General features: G+C 38.4%; 14 protein-coding genes. 9 read left to right on the top strand and 5 right to left on the bottom strand.

Features of this window, described 5'->3' with window-relative positions; genetic code table 11:
* Positions 1-12: 12 nt before the first annotated feature.
* Genes OLM34_RS03250 through OLM34_RS03235 form a run of 4 tightly spaced genes read left to right on the top strand, consistent with a single transcriptional unit; the run spans position 13 to position 5,503 of the window.
* Positions 13-1,323, top strand: a complete 1,311-nt coding sequence (locus OLM34_RS03250; protein WP_264405207.1) for a nickel-dependent putative hexonate epimerase — start codon at positions 13-15, stop codon at positions 1,321-1,323.
* A gap of 28 nt (positions 1,324-1,351) precedes the next feature.
* Positions 1,352-2,605: a DUF6807 domain-containing protein gene (locus tag OLM34_RS03245; RefSeq protein WP_264405206.1), complete on the top strand. Its 1,254-nt coding sequence runs from the start codon at positions 1,352-1,354 to the stop codon at positions 2,603-2,605.
* 27 nt (positions 2,606-2,632) lie between these two features.
* Positions 2,633-4,054: a Gfo/Idh/MocA family protein gene (locus tag OLM34_RS03240; RefSeq protein ID WP_264405204.1), complete on the top strand. Its 1,422-nt coding sequence runs from the start codon at positions 2,633-2,635 to the stop codon at positions 4,052-4,054.
* A 21-nt stretch (positions 4,055-4,075) separates the two neighbouring features.
* On the top strand, positions 4,076-5,503 hold the full coding sequence (locus tag OLM34_RS03235; RefSeq protein WP_264405202.1) for a 3-keto-disaccharide hydrolase: 1,428 nt from the start codon (positions 4,076-4,078) through the stop codon (positions 5,501-5,503).
* A 165-nt stretch (positions 5,504-5,668) separates the two neighbouring features.
* Here OLM34_RS03235 and OLM34_RS03230 read toward each other — a convergent pair whose 3' ends face one another.
* The 5 genes from OLM34_RS03230 to prmC form a co-directional block, all read right to left on the bottom strand.
* The gene (locus tag OLM34_RS03230; RefSeq protein ID WP_264405201.1) at positions 5,669-6,088 is read right to left on the bottom strand and encodes an SRPBCC family protein; all 420 of its coding nucleotides are present in this window, start codon (positions 6,086-6,088) and stop codon (positions 5,669-5,671) included.
* Positions 6,089-6,096: 8 nt separating this feature from the next.
* Positions 6,097-6,738 carry an orotate phosphoribosyltransferase gene (gene pyrE, locus OLM34_RS03225; RefSeq protein WP_264405200.1) on the bottom strand — a complete coding sequence of 214 codons (642 nt, stop codon included), beginning with the start codon at positions 6,736-6,738 and terminating at the stop codon, positions 6,097-6,099.
* Positions 6,739-6,837: 99 nt separating this feature from the next.
* Positions 6,838-7,413 (bottom strand): ComF family protein, encoded by a 576-nt coding sequence (locus OLM34_RS03220; protein WP_264405198.1) that lies wholly within the window; start codon positions 7,411-7,413, stop codon positions 6,838-6,840.
* A gap of 116 nt (positions 7,414-7,529) precedes the next feature.
* Positions 7,530-8,015: a regulatory protein RecX gene (locus OLM34_RS03215; protein WP_264405197.1), complete on the bottom strand. Its 486-nt coding sequence runs from the start codon at positions 8,013-8,015 to the stop codon at positions 7,530-7,532.
* Entirely contained in the window at positions 8,012-8,779 is a 768-nt protein-coding gene (prmC, locus tag OLM34_RS03210) for a peptide chain release factor N(5)-glutamine methyltransferase (protein ID WP_264405195.1), read from the bottom strand. Before prmC ends, OLM34_RS03215 begins: the two co-directional genes overlap by 4 nt.
* Positions 8,780-8,871: 92 nt before the next feature.
* Between prmC and ribD the strand changes: the two genes are divergently transcribed.
* From ribD to OLM34_RS03185, 5 genes are all read left to right on the top strand, one after another.
* Complete coding sequence (gene ribD, locus OLM34_RS03205; protein ID WP_264405194.1) at positions 8,872-9,939, top strand: bifunctional diaminohydroxyphosphoribosylaminopyrimidine deaminase/5-amino-6-(5-phosphoribosylamino)uracil reductase RibD; 1,068 nt, start codon at positions 8,872-8,874, stop codon at positions 9,937-9,939.
* Between the two features lie 82 nt (positions 9,940-10,021).
* The gene (locus tag OLM34_RS03200) at positions 10,022-11,350 is read left to right on the top strand and encodes a DUF6242 domain-containing protein (RefSeq protein ID WP_264405192.1); all 1,329 of its coding nucleotides are present in this window, start codon (positions 10,022-10,024) and stop codon (positions 11,348-11,350) included.
* Between the two features lie 37 nt (positions 11,351-11,387).
* A complete protein-coding gene (locus tag OLM34_RS03195; RefSeq protein ID WP_264405191.1) occupies positions 11,388-12,137 on the top strand; it encodes an isoprenyl transferase in 750 nt (249 codons plus the stop codon).
* 150 nt (positions 12,138-12,287) lie between these two features.
* Entirely contained in the window at positions 12,288-14,921 is a 2,634-nt protein-coding gene (gene bamA, locus OLM34_RS03190) for an outer membrane protein assembly factor BamA (RefSeq protein WP_413777185.1), read from the top strand.
* A 71-nt stretch (positions 14,922-14,992) separates the two neighbouring features.
* Positions 14,993-15,502 (top strand): OmpH/Skp family outer membrane protein, encoded by a 510-nt coding sequence (locus OLM34_RS03185; RefSeq protein ID WP_264405187.1) that lies wholly within the window; start codon positions 14,993-14,995, stop codon positions 15,500-15,502.
* Positions 15,503-15,566 lie beyond the last annotated feature (64 nt).

The following is a 15,566-nucleotide window of genomic DNA, read 5'->3' as shown; positions in this document are numbered from 1 at the left end:
TAAAGTCATGTCATGAGTTTTCATTTTCGTGATACTATGATCTATTATCAAAACGGCTCTTCACAACACAATCTCTCACACGAGGACCTGAAAAAAAGCCTCATTGCAGCATTAGACAAATTAGGCAGAAGACATAAAATTCTTGCCATTCCTCCCGATTATACCCGCTTGCCAAGTCGGGCAGGCGAACTTACCGAAATGGTTTGGGAATATTACGGCAACACACTTACCGATGTACTCCCGGCATTAGGCACACACTCTCCGATGACGGATGAACAAATTTCACACATGTTCGGAAAAACACCCCGAAGTTTGTTTCGTATTCATGACTGGCGTCACGATGTAATCACATTGGGAGAGGTCCCTTCCTACTATGTAAAAGAAGTTTCAGAAGGGAAGGTCGATTTTTCCTGGCCGGCACAGGTAAATAAATTGCTGGTGGAAGGTAATTTTGACCTGATTCTTTCCATAGGCCAGGTGGTTCCACACGAAGTGGTCGGTATGGCCAATTACAACAAGAATATTTTCGTCGGTACAGGGGGTATCGAAGGTATCAACAAAAGCCATTTTGTAGGTGCCGTCTATGGGATGGAACGCATGATGGGACGAGCAGATACCCCGGTAAGAAAACTGTTTAACTATGCCTCAAAAAATTTTACCAATCAGCTGCCTATTGTTTATGTTCTGACAGTTGTTGGTATAAATAAGCAAGGCACACAACAGACTTACGGAATTTTTGTAGGTGACGATGTAGATGTATTCGATGAAGCAGCAAAGTTATCTCTTGAAGTGAATTTCGAAATGGTCGAAGAACCACTGAAAAAAGTGATTGTTTGGCTCGATCCTACCGAATTCAAAAGCACCTGGCTGGGCAACAAATCGATCTATCGCACCCGCATGGCTATCGCTGATGGCGGTGAACTTATTGTTTTGGCACCCGCCCTGAAAGAATTCGGAGAGGATAAAGAGATTGACCGTCTTATCCGAAAATATGGTTATCATGGGACAGAGGCTACGCTGAAAGCCGTTTCCGAAAACGAGGAACTGCGCAATAACTTAAGCGCAGCAGCCCATCTAATTCATGGATCGTCGGAAGGACGATTTACCATCACCTACTGTCCGGGAAAAAATCCCGAAAACCTATCAAAAGAAGAAATCGAAAGTGTGGGTTTCCGATGGGCAGATATTGATGAAATGATGAAAAACCTTCATTTCAATGAGCTAAAAGACGGATATAACACCCTACCCGACGGTGAAAAAATTTATTTCATCTCCAATCCCGCCTTGGGATTATGGGCTCATAAAGATCGATTTGAATTTTGAAATTGTTTTGTAACAATACTTCAAGCAAATGAAAAACACCGTTTTATTTCTTTTCTTTTTCATGATTACATTCCTGAGTTATTCACAGGAAATAGGTCGATTTTCTGTTCAATTGGAAGACGATGGTATAGATGTGCCTGTTTCGATTTCGTTGGATGAGTTCAACATCAATCCGGATAAAGGTTCTTTGGCATTATACGAGATAACAGGCAATCGAGAAAAAGAGATTGACTGCCAAGTAGAGAGCGGGTATTTCCCCAACCTCTGGTTCGTCTTGAATGGTCATTCCGATAAGAAGTCCCTACGGGAATTTGTCCTTAAGGTGGAAAAAAAGGATGCCGTTCCATCTCAAAATTCTATCATCACCTTGAAAAAGCAGCATAAGGATTTGATTGTTCAATTCGGAGAACAACCTATCCTCAAATACCGTTTCCAGACTACCTATCCACCCGAAGGAGTTGATCCGTTGTATAAAAGATCAGGTTTCATTCATCCCCTGTACTCACCCCAAGGAGAGATTTTAAGCCGTATCCAGCCGACGGATCATTACCACCATTATGGGATTTGGGGTCCGTGGACATTAACCCATATCGATGGAAGAGAAGTAGATTTCTGGAATCTTAACAAAGGGCAAGGCACGGTAAGGTTTGCAGACTTTCTCTCCGAAATGTCGGGAAAGGTATTCAGCGGATTTAAAGTTCTCCAGCAACATATCGATTTCGGGAATAAAGGGGAAGACCGGATTGCTTTAAATGAGATATTGGACGTCCTCGTTTGGAACATCAATCCAAAGGTTTGGGTAATCGATTATACCTCTTCCTTCAACACGCCACTACCAAACGGAATTCTATTTGACGCTTATCGCTATGGAGGTGGCATCGGGTTCAGGGCTACCGAAAAATGGACAAAAGACAACTGTACCGTCCTGACTTCGGAAGGGAAAACCCGGCTCGATGCCGACGGCAGCAGGGCACGATGGTGTATAGTTGAAGGAGAGTCTGATACTGAAGAAGGTCGATCGGGCATTTTATTTTTGAGTCATCCTTCAAATCGAGCACATCCGGAACCCATGAGGGTATGGCCGTTGGATGCCAACGGCGGAAGAGGAGATATGTTCGTTGAATTTGTCCCCATACGATACGAAGCATGGAAAATAAATCCGTTCCGTGATTATACCTTGCGATACAGGATGATCGTTTTTGACGGAAAAATGAACATACAGACAGCCGAAAAGTATTGGAATAGTTTTTCGAAACCACCTAAAATCAAGAAAATATTATAATTATCATAAACCAAAAAATGAATAAATATGACAACACGAAGAGAGTTTTTACGTAATGCAACCTTAGCTTCCGCAGGATTAGCATTAAGCGGAATTTCAAGAAAAACAAATGCAGCTAGCTACAGCCGCATCATGAGTTCTAACGAAAAAATCAATTTAGCCCATATCGGTATTGGAAACAGAGGATGGGATATCATTAACGAATTCGACAAAACAGGAATGGCAAATGTGGTAGCTCTGTGCGATGTGGATCTTGGAGCAGAACACACGCAAAAAGCACTGGCTAAATTTCCAAATGCAAAGAAATTTAAAGATTTCAGGGAAATGTTTGACAAAATGGGGAATGAAATCGATGCCGTTGCCATCGCTACACCCGATTTTGCCCATTTCCCTGCCACCATGCTGGCGATTAATCTGGGCAAACATGTATACCTGGAGAAACCGATGGGTCGCACTTTTCACGAAGTAGAATTAATGATACAAACGGCCAAAAAACATCCAAACGTGGTAACCCAAATGGGGAATCAAGGACACTCAGAAGCCAATTATTTTCAATTTAAAGCATGGAAAGAAGCCGGTATTATTAAAGATGTAACTGCCGTTACGGCTCATATGAACAATTCTAGGCGTTGGCACTCATGGGATCCGAACATTAAAAAATTCCCCCCTGCAGAACCCATTCCCGAAACATTAGACTGGGATTTATGGCTTTCAGCTCTATTATGGCACGATTTCAATAAAGATTTTCACTATGGACAATGGCGCTCATGGTATGATTTCGGCATGGGAGCACTTGGCGACTGGGGTGCACACATCCTGGATACTGTACATGAATTCCTCGACTTGGGATTGCCGGAAGAAATCGTTCCCCTTAAGCTAGATGGACACAATGATTACTTTTTCCCGATGGCTAGTACCATCCAATTTAATTTTCCTAAACGAGGAGATATGCCTCCTGTTACTGTAACATGGTATGACGGCGTGAATAACCTCCCAAAATTACCCCCAGGATATGGGAAATCCGATCTTGATCCGAATATTCCGCAAGTGGCGGGTTTCGAAATTGAACCCATCAAATTAAATCCGGGTAAAATAATATACAGTAAAGAACTTACCTTTAAAGGGGGATCACATGGCACAACCTTATCGATCATTCCCGAAGAAAAAGCAAAAGAGATGGAAAAGAAATTACCACAGGTACCAAAAAGTCCGTCCAACCATTTTCAAAACTTTTTGCTCGCATGTCAAGGGAAAGAAAAAACACGATCTCCATTTGAAATTGGCGGACCTCTATGCCAGGTATTTTGTTTGGGCGTGGCAGCTCAACGATTGAATAGAAAACTCGTTTTCGACAGAAAAACAAAACATGTTGTTAACGATGCTTTTGGGGATGCATTTTTGACCGGTATTCCACCACGTAAAGGTTGGGAAGAATTTTATAAAATGTAAAATAATAAAAATATGAGTTCAATGAAAAAACAAGTATTTCTCTTCATTATGATGACGGTATTTATTGCCGCTTCGGCGCAAGAACCTCACTGGCAAGATTTGTTCAACGGAAAAAAATTGAAAGGTTGGACAAAATTGAACGGTACAGCAGAATATAAGGTGCAAGATAATACCATAATAGGGATTTCGAAAATGGGAACGCCCAATACTTTTTTGGCAACCGAAAAAATGTATGATGATTTTATTCTCGAATTTGAATTTAAAGTCGATGAAGGATTAAATTCGGGAGTACAGTTCAGAAGCAACAGTTTAAAAAACTATCAAGACGGACGAGTTCACGGTTATCAATTCGAAATAGATCCTTCAGACAGGGCATGGACAGGAGGTATTTACGACGAAGCCAGACGCGGGTGGCTCTATCCCTTGACCTATAATACATTAAAGGCTATCGTTGTTAAATCGGATGACAACAACAAATGTGTCTATCCAGCCACATATAATCCACTTGCTCAAAAAGCCTTCAAGAAAAACAAGTGGAATAAAGCTCGGATCGAAGCTATTGGAAACTCCATCCGAACATGGGTAAACGAAATTCCATGTGCAGATCTGATCGATGATATGACCAAATCAGGATTTATTGCTCTGCAGGTTCACGGAATCGGAAACAATGAAACTCTCGCTGGGAAAACAGTTTCATGGCGAAATATCCGCATTCTGACTGAAAACCTCGAACAATTTAAGACTCCGGAAGATAAAAACGGGATCATTCAAATCAATGCTATACCCAATACCCTTTCTGAAAAAGAAGAACGCGAAGGATGGAAACTTCTATGGGATGGTAAAACAACAGCAGGTTGGAAGGGAGCCAAATTATCAGGATTCCCTGAAAAAGGATGGATCGTTGAAGACGGTATCTTGAAAGTACTTAAAGGAAGCGGTGGTGAATCAACCAACGGTGGTGATATCATTACAACTAAAAAATTCAAGAATTTTATCCTAAAAGTTGATTTTAAAATTACCAAAGGGGCAAATAGCGGCATCAAATATTTTGTGGATCCCGATTTAAACAAGGGTGAGGGATCTGCAATCGGTTGTGAATTCCAAATACTGGACGACAATAATCATCCCGATGCCAAATTGGGAGTGAAAGGCAACAGAAAATTAGGATCATTGTATGATCTGATCCCTGCTCCGGAAAACAAACCCTTTTTCAACGGATTTTTCAATACAGCCATGATTGTAGTTAAAGGAAACCACGTTGAACACTGGCTAAACGGGGTAAAATTATTGGAATACGAAAGAAACAATCCAATGTGGAATGCATTGGTCGCTTATAGTAAATACAAAGATTGGCCTAATTTCGGAAATTTGAGAGAAGGACATATTCTTCTTCAGGATCATGGAGATGAGGTTTGGTTTCGAAACATCAAGATCAAAGAGTTAGAATAACTCTTTTCTTAAAAAGGAGGGAAAAAATAAAATTATACTTCCCTCCTTTTTTATAATTTTATCTCGACCCTTCCAAATTTCAAATAAAGCTATACCCGTTAATAAGAAAAAAAGAACGAAGTCGTAAAAAATCTTCACGCAGTTTAATTTACGCTGCCGATAGTTTTAAATCCTGTCGTAGGGTAACTGTGTCAACATATCAGCTATTTTATCCAACGTCTCTTTCATTGGTTGGGAAACCATCGACTTAAGAAAAGGATTTAAATCAGCACGAACAGTCAATCGCATTTTCGTATCTTTCTCTGCTTTAGACACCAATTGAATCCATAAAAAAACTTCAAAAGGCAAATTCCCCGATTTAAATTTGATCAATTTATTCGGTTGGCGTTCCACTACATCAAATTTAACTTCACCAATCGGATTTACCTTAAAGGAACAACTATCCTTATTGAAGGTTAATCCTTCTATCTTATCTTCCGGGATCTGATCCTTGACCAAATTCAATTTACTCATATCGGAAAGCACCCGATATACATCCATATTACTGTGCGATATAGTTTTTACATCGCTTACAAATTCAGTCATTCAATTTCCTATTGATTTCTCTTATTCCAGTTTTCGGGGTCTTTACGCCAGTCTTGAAGCGTTTCCAATTCCGATTCGTCAATATAATCGGTACGCAATGCTTCACCCAAAATAGCATCGTAATTGCATAGCGTTATAAGTTCGACGCGAGCCTTTTCCATATTCTCCCTCGCAACGGGAAAATCATAAGTAAAAACAGCTAACAAAGCTAACACATCGGAACCGTTGCGACGAATGGCTTCTACTGCTTTCAGGCTGCTATGACCTGTAGAAACCAAATCTTCAATCACCACGACTTTTTGTCTTGGTTTAAGATCCCCCTCAATAAGATTCTCCAATCCATGATCCTTTGGCGTAGATCGAATATACACAAACGGAAGACCCAACATATCTGCAACCAACGCAGCCGGAGCAATAGCACCTGTAGCAACGCCTGCAATGGCCTCTGTCTGAGGATATTTTTCAAGAATGATCCGGGCGAATTCAACTTTAATAAAATTCCGAATTGCAGGATACGACATCAGTTTTCTATTGTCGCAATATATAGGGGATTTCCAACCCGATGCCCAAGTAAACGGATTAGAAGGTTGCAGTTTTACAGCTTTTATTTTGAGAAGTTTCTCGGCAGTTAATTGTTCTATCGTATTCATATCATTCACTCTTTTAATACGGAATAAGATGCGAAAATACTAATTTTAGAAGAACCGGAGCGCATTTTAGTAAAAAAAATTGCGTTTCTTAACTCAAGATTACAAGACTTTAGCCAAAGTGGCCACACTAATTTTTATGTCGCGACATTTACCCAAAGCCATTGCACAAGCTTCAAGCGTTGAACCGGTTGTTATAATATCATCAACTAAAAGGACATGTTTACCTGAAAATTCCACAGGATTTATCACCTCAAAAATATTTTTCACGTTCTCCCATCGTTGAGTCTTGTTGAGTTTGGTTTGAGTGGGGTTATAAATGGTTCTCACCAAATTGCCTCGTGAAACAGGGATAGCGGTAATTTCAGAAAGCCCTTCAGCAATCCTCTCGGATTGATTGTACCCTCTTTCTTTCTGTTTTTTCGGATGGAGAGGAACAGGAAGAATAAGATCGATGGGGCGAATAAAATCGCTTCCCTTAAGATCTTGCCCGAACAAACGGCCCATAGCAATTCCCAACTTCTCTTTGTGTTTGTATTTTATTTGATGAATAATAGATTGAAACATCCCTTCTTTTGAAAAAACACAAAACGATGCTGCACGCTCAAAAGGAAAACGACCGGCCAACAATGTCTCGGTACTATTGCCAACTTCACTAAAGTTATTGGTCTTCGGCAATTTGTATAAGCATTTCAAACAAATACTTTCTTCTGAAGGAAGTAATTTCTCTCCACAAACAATACAGCAATTTGGAAAGAAAAGAGTTGAAAACTCATATATGTACTCATAAAAATTCATTTCTCGGATAAAATTTTATTAATACATCGTAGCGTTTCATCCATTGAAAACCCCCTCCCAATTGCAAAACGGATCAATTTTGAACGCTTCTCTCTTGCCGAACCATATTGTATAGACCTGACTTTATTTTCAAGTAGTGACTCAAGTGATTCATTCAGCATATCATCAGAAAAATCCAAAAAAGCATTGGATATAAGATCCGAAGGGATGAGTTTTTGCCTCAACGCAAATTCGATTTTTTTTCGTCCCCATTTATTAAATCGCAATTTATCATTGATAAAGCTGCGGCAATAACGAACTTCATCGATATATTTTTCTGCTTTCAAACGATTAATAATTTTCTCAACATCATCGTCATTTAAACAATATCGACTTAGTTTTTTTCTAATGTCTGATGTGCAATATTCTCGTTTGGCACACAACGTTGCCATATGGGAATAAGCTCTTTCATTCGATATCTTCAGGGAAGCATTTTCTTTCATTTTATTGCTCTAATCATACGATCGTTTTTCGAAATATCTTTTCGTAATTCTACATGAGAAAAACCCTTTTTTTCGAGCAGGGAAACCATTTGCTTGCCATAGTTGCAATTAATCTCGAAATATAATTTCCCTCCCTTATTCAATTGCCGTAGTGCCATATCGGAAATACGATCATAAAATATCAAGGGATTATCATTGGGAACAAATAATGCTTCCGGCGGTTCGTATTGAAGAACATTCGGTTTCATTTCCTGTTTTTCTTTTTCCGTTACATAAGGTGGGTTACTTACCATAATATCAAAGATAGTGTCATCGCAATTTTCTTTAAGGACGTCAACACATCGAAAAATAATCTCTACTCCGTTCTTCCGGGCATTCAACTTCGCCACATCCAATGCTGCCGAAGAAATATCCAGAGCATGCAATTCTGCACCCGGAATTTTTTTAGCCAAGACAATGGCAATACATCCACTTCCTGTACAAAGATCCAATATTCGTGGATTTGGCACATCGTTCTCCGAAAGTACCCATTCTATTAGTTCTTCCGTTTCCGGACGAGGAATCAAAACAAAAGGATTCGTATTGAATTCCATACCGAAAAACGCTGTTTTCCCTAAAATATATTGCAACGGTTCGTATTTTTTTAATCTTTCAACAATATCTTGAATTTTCTTATCTTGCACATCCGATAAATCGTTAAATTTGCGGCATACAATTTCGTAAAACGGCAAATCGCATACTTCTTTCAAAATGAGATATGTCAAACTTTTAATCTCATCTGACGTATAAAAACCGGACAACTCGTTTTGTAAGTATAGAATGGGATCACTTATCATATAGGACAAAGATAAAAAAAATGACAATAGATGAAAAATATATATACCGATGCTTACAACTTGCCCGTAAAGGCGAGGCCTTTGTAAGGCCCAATCCCATGGTAGGCGCCATCATCGTACACAACGATCGAATCATAGGGGAAGGGTATCATCGAAAATTTGGCGAACCTCATGCCGAAGTAAACGCAATCAATGCCGTCAAAGACCAACTGCTACTGCAAGAAGCTACTCTTTATGTTTCTTTGGAACCTTGCACCCATTATGGCAAAACACCTCCTTGTACAGAACTTATTATTTCAAAAAAAATACCTCGAGTGGTAATAGCCACAATGGATCCTAATCCGATGATATCCGGAAAAGGTATTCAACGCATGCAAAATGCAGGAATTGAAATAAAAGAAGGAATATTGGAAAAAGAAGCAAAAGAACTAAATCGCGCTTTCTTTGTCAATCAACTCTGCCAAAGGCCTTATATCATTTTGAAATGGGCACAAAGCAACGATGGCTTTATCGACATTATGCGCTCTTCATTAGCCGAAAAAACTCCTGCAAAAATATCAAACGAAATCACGGAAACCATCGTTCATAAAATCAGAACGCAAGTACAAGGAATTATGGTAGGAACCCATACAGTAATCAAAGATAACCCAAGATTAACAGTCCGAAAATGGTTTGGTGAAAATCCCATTCGAATAGTAATCGACAGAAAATGCATAATCCCATCCGATGCCAATATTTTCAATAACGAAGCCAAGACGCTCGTCTTTACAGAATATCCCGATTATCATGTGAAAAAAGAAAACGTAAAACCTATCGTGATCGATTTCTCTAAAAACACCACTGAACAAATAATGAAACATGTATATGAAGAAAATATTGGGTCGGTACTGATAGAGGGAGGAAGCCGAATGTTAACCTCATTCATTTCCGATAATTTATGGGATGAAGCCTATATTGAAATATCATCCAAGGAATTAAAAAACGGAATCAAGGCACCCCGTATTGATGGCGATAAAATACAGATAAAACAATATTTGGATTCATTTCAAATCCATTTAAAGAATAAAATATCTCGAAATTTTCTTTAAATAACTGTTTCGATATGGAAAAAGCCGAAAAACTTTTTACTTTTGCATAACGTATAATAGCATACAATATTTTCGGAAACAAATGACTATAAAATACTTTACCCGAAATTTAATTTCATTATTGGGAATAATCGTGTTTTCCTCTTGTTTAAACACAAATGATTCAGATATTGAATACTCATCGGATGCCCAAATATATGGGATAACTCTTTCTGCAGCATACGATTCTACACAAACATTGTCAAAAGCCCAATTTTCCATCGATCAACTTTTATCTCAGATATATAATCGTGATTCGTTGGATTATGGCTTCGAACCGAAAAATGCATACCTTACCCTTGAACTCAGATACGCTGCAGCCGTAAAAATCCATTTACAAAATCCGGATAGTATCTATTTCTGGAATAATACGGATTCTGTCGATATTAGCCGTTTGAAATTCATTGAGGTTTTTGCTCAAGATGGAATCACCACGAAAAAATACGAGTTCAAACTCAATATTCATCAACAAAATCCCCATCTGTTAGTATGGAGTAAATTAACTGACAATTATGTGCCTTTCCCCATAGATGCCCAAAAAACCGTGGCGTTTAACGATAAATTTTATACCTATTATAAATCGGGGCAAAGTATAAAAGGAGTTGTATCATCAGATGGCATAACAAATAGCCCCATCGATGTAAGCGGCTTGCCGCTTGCCGTGCAATTTTCAAGCATTGTTTCAACCCTGACAGAAATTTTTGCGCTCGATAATTACTATAATGTGTATAAGACGACTGATGGTGTGGTATGGATAAAACTTCCGGAAATCTATAAAGTGAAATCAATTTACGGCATCTTACCGTCTGTTGCTACAGATTCTATTCTGACAGCAATCAATGACGAAGAAACATTGAAATTTGCAAAGACCGCTGACTTTACGTCATTCCATGTCATGGGTACTATCCCATCAGATTTCCCCATTACGCAATTTTCTGCAACAGCCATAAAAGATCCGACCATTTTTTGGAAAAATTATATGGTCCTTTCAGGTGGAAAAAATGCCGACAATTCATTAAATTCCAAAATTTGGATCATTCAAGAAAAAGACAATACGATTTCAATATCAGGGAAAACAGCTCCCATGCCAATACAGGGAAGCACGCTGTTCCCATATGACCAAAATATATATATGCTTACAACTTCAGCCTCCGGGAAAAATGTTTTATACATTTCGGAAAAAGCTAACAGCATAGCATGGAATGCTGCAGATTCACTTCAAGCATTGCCCTCATCGTTCCCTTATCGACTAAATGCTTCAATTATTGTAGATGCAAAAAATTATATCCGAATATTTGGAGGAACATCCGAAAGGCAAACTGAACTTACTGATGTTTGGAGAGGAAGATTAAACAGATTGGCAGCCCATTAAAGTAGTAGTAGCAGCAACAACAAATTCACTAAACAACATGTCGCTATTAGAGAAAATAGATAAAACTTCGGTTCCAAAGCACATCGCCATAATTATGGATGGAAACGGACGATGGGCAAAGGCCCACGGATTAGGACGCGCCGAAGGCCATAAAGAAGGTGTTATTTCAGTTCGAAAAGTTGTCGAAGCAGCTGTAAAAGCAAATGTAAAATTCTTGACTATTTACGTTTTTTCTACTGAAAATTGGAAGCGTCCTGAAGAAGAAATTAACGCTCTAATGGAATTAATGGTATATGCTGTTACAAAGGAAACTCCCGATCTCATAGAAAATCAGGTAAAAGTGAAAAATATCGGAGACATAACCCGCCTTCCTGAAAAAACAAAAAAAGCATTAGAAGAATGTGAGGTAAAAACATCAAAGGGCAACAAATTAACATTGATACTGGCATTGAGCTATTCATCAAGATGGGAAATTGTGGAAGCAGCAAAAAAATTAATAAGGGAAGTAGGGGAAGGAAAAATAAAAGAAGAAGAGATTGACGAATCTCTTTTCTCCGATTATCTGTCTACCAAAGGTATTCCTGATCCCGATTTGGTTATCAGAACCGGTGGTGAACAACGCATGAGCAACTTTTTGCTTTGGCAATCAGCCTATGCCGAATTATATTTCACCGATACCTTTTGGCCTGCATTTCGGGAAGAAGATCTTTATGCGGCCATCATCGATTATCAACACCGTGAACGTCGGTTTGGTAAAATAAGCGAACAAATCGAATCGGCTAAATAAATCTGTCCAACCCCAATAGGATATAATTTAAATTATAAAACGACAAGAGCAAAAAAGGTAATAACAATAATGTTGAAAAAGATATTTTATTTCGTAATTATTCTCTCAACCTTTTTTAGGATTACGGCTTCAGCCAATACGTCACTTTCTATGAGTGAGCAACTCCAGGCTAAAGATACTATTCCTACTACAACAACTGCAGTCACCCCCACAGGAGTATCTTCGGCTTCTGAGTCAGATACTATACCGGTAATCAATTATACGGCAACACCTAAAGAATACGTCATTGCAGATATCAAAGTTACCGGAATCGAAAATACGATGTATGAAGACCAAAGCTTTGTACTGATTGGATTTTCAGGGTTAGCTAAAGGTGATCGAATACAAGTACCCGGAGAAGAGATAACCAATGCTGTGGAAAGATTTTGGAAACAGGGACTATTTTCGGATGTAAAAATTTTTGCCAACAAAATTAAAGGCGATAGCATTTGGTTAGAAATAAAATTAACCGACCGTCCAAGAATTTCAGATATCCGTTATGTGGGTATGAAAAAAGGCGAACAGGAAGATATCGAAAAAAAATTGGGCATGGTTAGGGGAAATCAAATTACTCCAAATCAAATCAACAGTGCGAAAACCATTATAAAAAAGTATTTTGAAGAAAAAGGTTTTGGCGATGCAGAAGTTTCCATTATAGAAAGGCCGGATGGATCAAATAAAAATCAGGTTATTCTCGAAATAATAGTCGATAAAAAAGAGAAATTGGGCGTTCACCAAATAACAATTGAAGGGAATGAAGCCGTTCCGGATAAAAAGCTCAAAGGAGCAATGAAAAAAACGAACGAAAAGAAACTGGCAAACCTGTTCAAGACCAAAAAATTTGTTCGAGAGAATTACGAAGCCGACAAAAAAAATCTGATCAATAAATATTACGAATTGGGGTATCGCGATGCAGAAATCGTTTGGGATACTGTTTACAAATATGACGAGAAATCGGTAAATATCGCGATCAAGGTTGAAGAAGGCCAACTATACCATATTCGCTCCATCAATTGGGTTGGCAATACGGTTTATAATTCCTTTGATCTGAGTCGAATTTTGAATATGCGCCCGGGAGATGTTTATAATCAGAAAAAACTGCAGAATCGTTTGCTTATCGATGAAGATGCAGTAATTACTTTGTATAAAAATAACGGTTACCTTTTTTCCAACATCGACCCCATCGAAATAAACATAGAAAATGACTCCGTAGATTTGGAACTTCGTGTAACAGAAGGCCCTAAAGCAACGATAAAACGGGTAATCATTCAAGGGAACGATCGTGTATATGAAGACGTTATACGCAGAGAACTTCGCACAAAACCGGGAGCAGTTTATAGTCAGGACGACCTGATACGTTCTATCCGAGAATTGGCACAAACCGGTCATTTTGATCCTGAAAATCTTCAACCGGATATCAAACCAAACTTCGATGACGGAACAGTCGATATAACTTACCCGTTAGTCTCGAAAGGTAATGACCAGATTGAATTTTCAGCAGGTTGGGGAGTAACCGGATTAGTGGGTAAATTAAGTTTAAAACTAAACAATTTCTCCTTGAAAAACCTATTGAATCCCAGCTCATACAAGGGGATCATCCCTCAGGGAGAAGGACAAACACTTATTTTAAGTGCACAAACCAACGGTCAATATTACCAATCCTATCAGTTTTCATTTATTGAACCGTGGTTTGGAGGAAGTCGGCCGAACAACTTCTCGGTAAATGTTTATTATTCAAGATACACCGGATTAAATTCCAATTACTATTCGCAAAATTCGTATTACAATATGTATAACCCTTACTATTATGGATATGGATACGGGTATGGCGGCTACGGTTACGGAGGGTATGATTATCAAGACATAGCTGAATATGCATATGATCCGGATCAGGTTTTTACGATGATGGGTGTTTCCGTTGGATATGGAAAACGATTGGAATGGCCTGATGATTATTTTTATCTGCAAGGAGAGCTGGGATATCAACGCTACGGACTGAAAAATTGGACGTGGAATTATTTCCCTTTTCAAACCGGTACAAGCAACAGTATAACGTTAAACATGACATTAGCCAGAAATTCAATCGATAATCCAATTTATACCCGTACCGGCTCCCAATTCACACTAAACGTAACTGCAACACCTCCGTTTTCGTTATGGGATGGAAAAGACTATGCAACCATGGCATCAGATGATCCAAAAAAATACGAATGGAACGAATACCACAAATGGAAATTGAAAATGCGTACCTTTACCCCTCTTACCTCGCTCTCTATAAAACGCACGCCGGTTATTGCTACAAGAGCTGAATTCGGTGTATTGGGATACTACAACAAAAATAAGCCGACTCCATTTGAAACGTTCGATGTAGGAGGAGACGGTATGACCGGTTATTCAAGTTCTTTTGCTACAGAAAATATTGCGCTACGCGGTTATGAAAACAACTCAATTGCCACGCAAGCAAGAGCATATACACGATTTGGCCTTGAATTTCGTTATCCATTTATTCTGGAACCAAATTCAACCATTTATGGCGTAGCATTTCTTGAAGCAGGGAATGCGTGGCGCGATTTAAACAATTTTAATCCGTTTGATTTAAAACGATCTGCCGGTGTCGGAGCACGTATTTTCTTACCGATGATCGGCCTCATGGGTATTGACTGGGCATATGGTTTCGATCCGATTAATGGCAGTAGAAGCTATGGAGGAAGCCAGTTCCACTTTATAATCGGACAAGAATTTTAAAATTTATTTTAAATAAAAAAAATAAATATCAATAAATTAACAAACCATATAATCAAAATGCTAAACGAACTATGAAAAAAACTTTATTATTATTCGGACTATTTCTTGCACTGAACATGGGCAGTTATGCACAAAAATATGCCTTAATAGATATGGAATATATTCTAAAAAAAATTCCGGCATATGAAAATGCAAATAAAGAGTTGGAAATCATATCTCAACAATGGCAAACCGAGATTGATAGTCTGGTAAAAGAAGCAGACGAGATGTATAAAAAATATCAAGCCGATATTGAAACACTTCAAGGTAACGAAAAAACAAAACGAGAAAATGAAATTGTTGCTAAAGAAAACGAAATTCAAAAGCTACGAGATAAATATTTTGGTCCTCAAGGGGAATTATTCAAACGGCGCGAGGCATATATGAAACCCATTCAAGACGATATTTATAATGCAATAAAAGAAATCTCCACTGCGTCAGGATACAAAGTAGTAATTGATAGAGCTTCCGCAACATCCATTATTTTCGCATCGCCTGATATCGATATTAGCGATCAAATCCTGGCAAGATTAGGATATTAATAATAAATAAATTATCTTTGCTTGTTCTTTTTTGAAAACGAAAACAAATAAATAATTAAGGAAT

It is taken from the genome of Anaerorudis cellulosivorans (assembly GCF_025943985.1).
Taxonomy (GTDB): Bacteria; Bacteroidota; Bacteroidia; order Bacteroidales; family Dysgonomonadaceae; genus Anaerorudis; species Anaerorudis cellulosivorans.
The sequence above is the reverse complement of the archived record's forward strand: the minus strand, read 5'-3'. Positions and strand labels throughout refer to the sequence as shown.

Excerpts from the sequence above, each read along its gene's own strand:
- OLM34_RS03250 (WP_264405207.1), top strand. The coding sequence starts at position 13 with ATGAGTTTTCATTTTCGTGATACTATGATCTATTATCAAAACGGCTCT.
- OLM34_RS03245 (WP_264405206.1), top strand. The coding sequence starts at position 1,352 with ATGAAAAACACCGTTTTATTTCTTTTCTTTTTCATGATTACATTCCTG.
- OLM34_RS03240 (WP_264405204.1), top strand. The coding sequence starts at position 2,633 with ATGACAACACGAAGAGAGTTTTTACGTAATGCAACCTTAGCTTCCGCA.
- OLM34_RS03235 (WP_264405202.1), top strand. The coding sequence starts at position 4,076 with ATGAAAAAACAAGTATTTCTCTTCATTATGATGACGGTATTTATTGCC.
- OLM34_RS03230 (WP_264405201.1), bottom strand. The coding sequence starts at position 6,088 with ATGACTGAATTTGTAAGCGATGTAAAAACTATATCGCACAGTAATATG.
- pyrE (WP_264405200.1), bottom strand. The coding sequence starts at position 6,738 with ATGAATACGATAGAACAATTAACTGCCGAGAAACTTCTCAAAATAAAA.
- OLM34_RS03215 (WP_264405197.1), bottom strand. The coding sequence starts at position 8,015 with ATGAAAGAAAATGCTTCCCTGAAGATATCGAATGAAAGAGCTTATTCC.
- ribD (WP_264405194.1), top strand. The coding sequence starts at position 8,872 with ATGACAATAGATGAAAAATATATATACCGATGCTTACAACTTGCCCGT.
- OLM34_RS03200 (WP_264405192.1), top strand. The coding sequence starts at position 10,022 with ATGACTATAAAATACTTTACCCGAAATTTAATTTCATTATTGGGAATA.
- OLM34_RS03195 (WP_264405191.1), top strand. The coding sequence starts at position 11,388 with ATGTCGCTATTAGAGAAAATAGATAAAACTTCGGTTCCAAAGCACATC.
- bamA (WP_413777185.1), top strand. The coding sequence starts at position 12,288 with ATGAGTGAGCAACTCCAGGCTAAAGATACTATTCCTACTACAACAACT.
- OLM34_RS03185 (WP_264405187.1), top strand. The coding sequence starts at position 14,993 with ATGAAAAAAACTTTATTATTATTCGGACTATTTCTTGCACTGAACATG.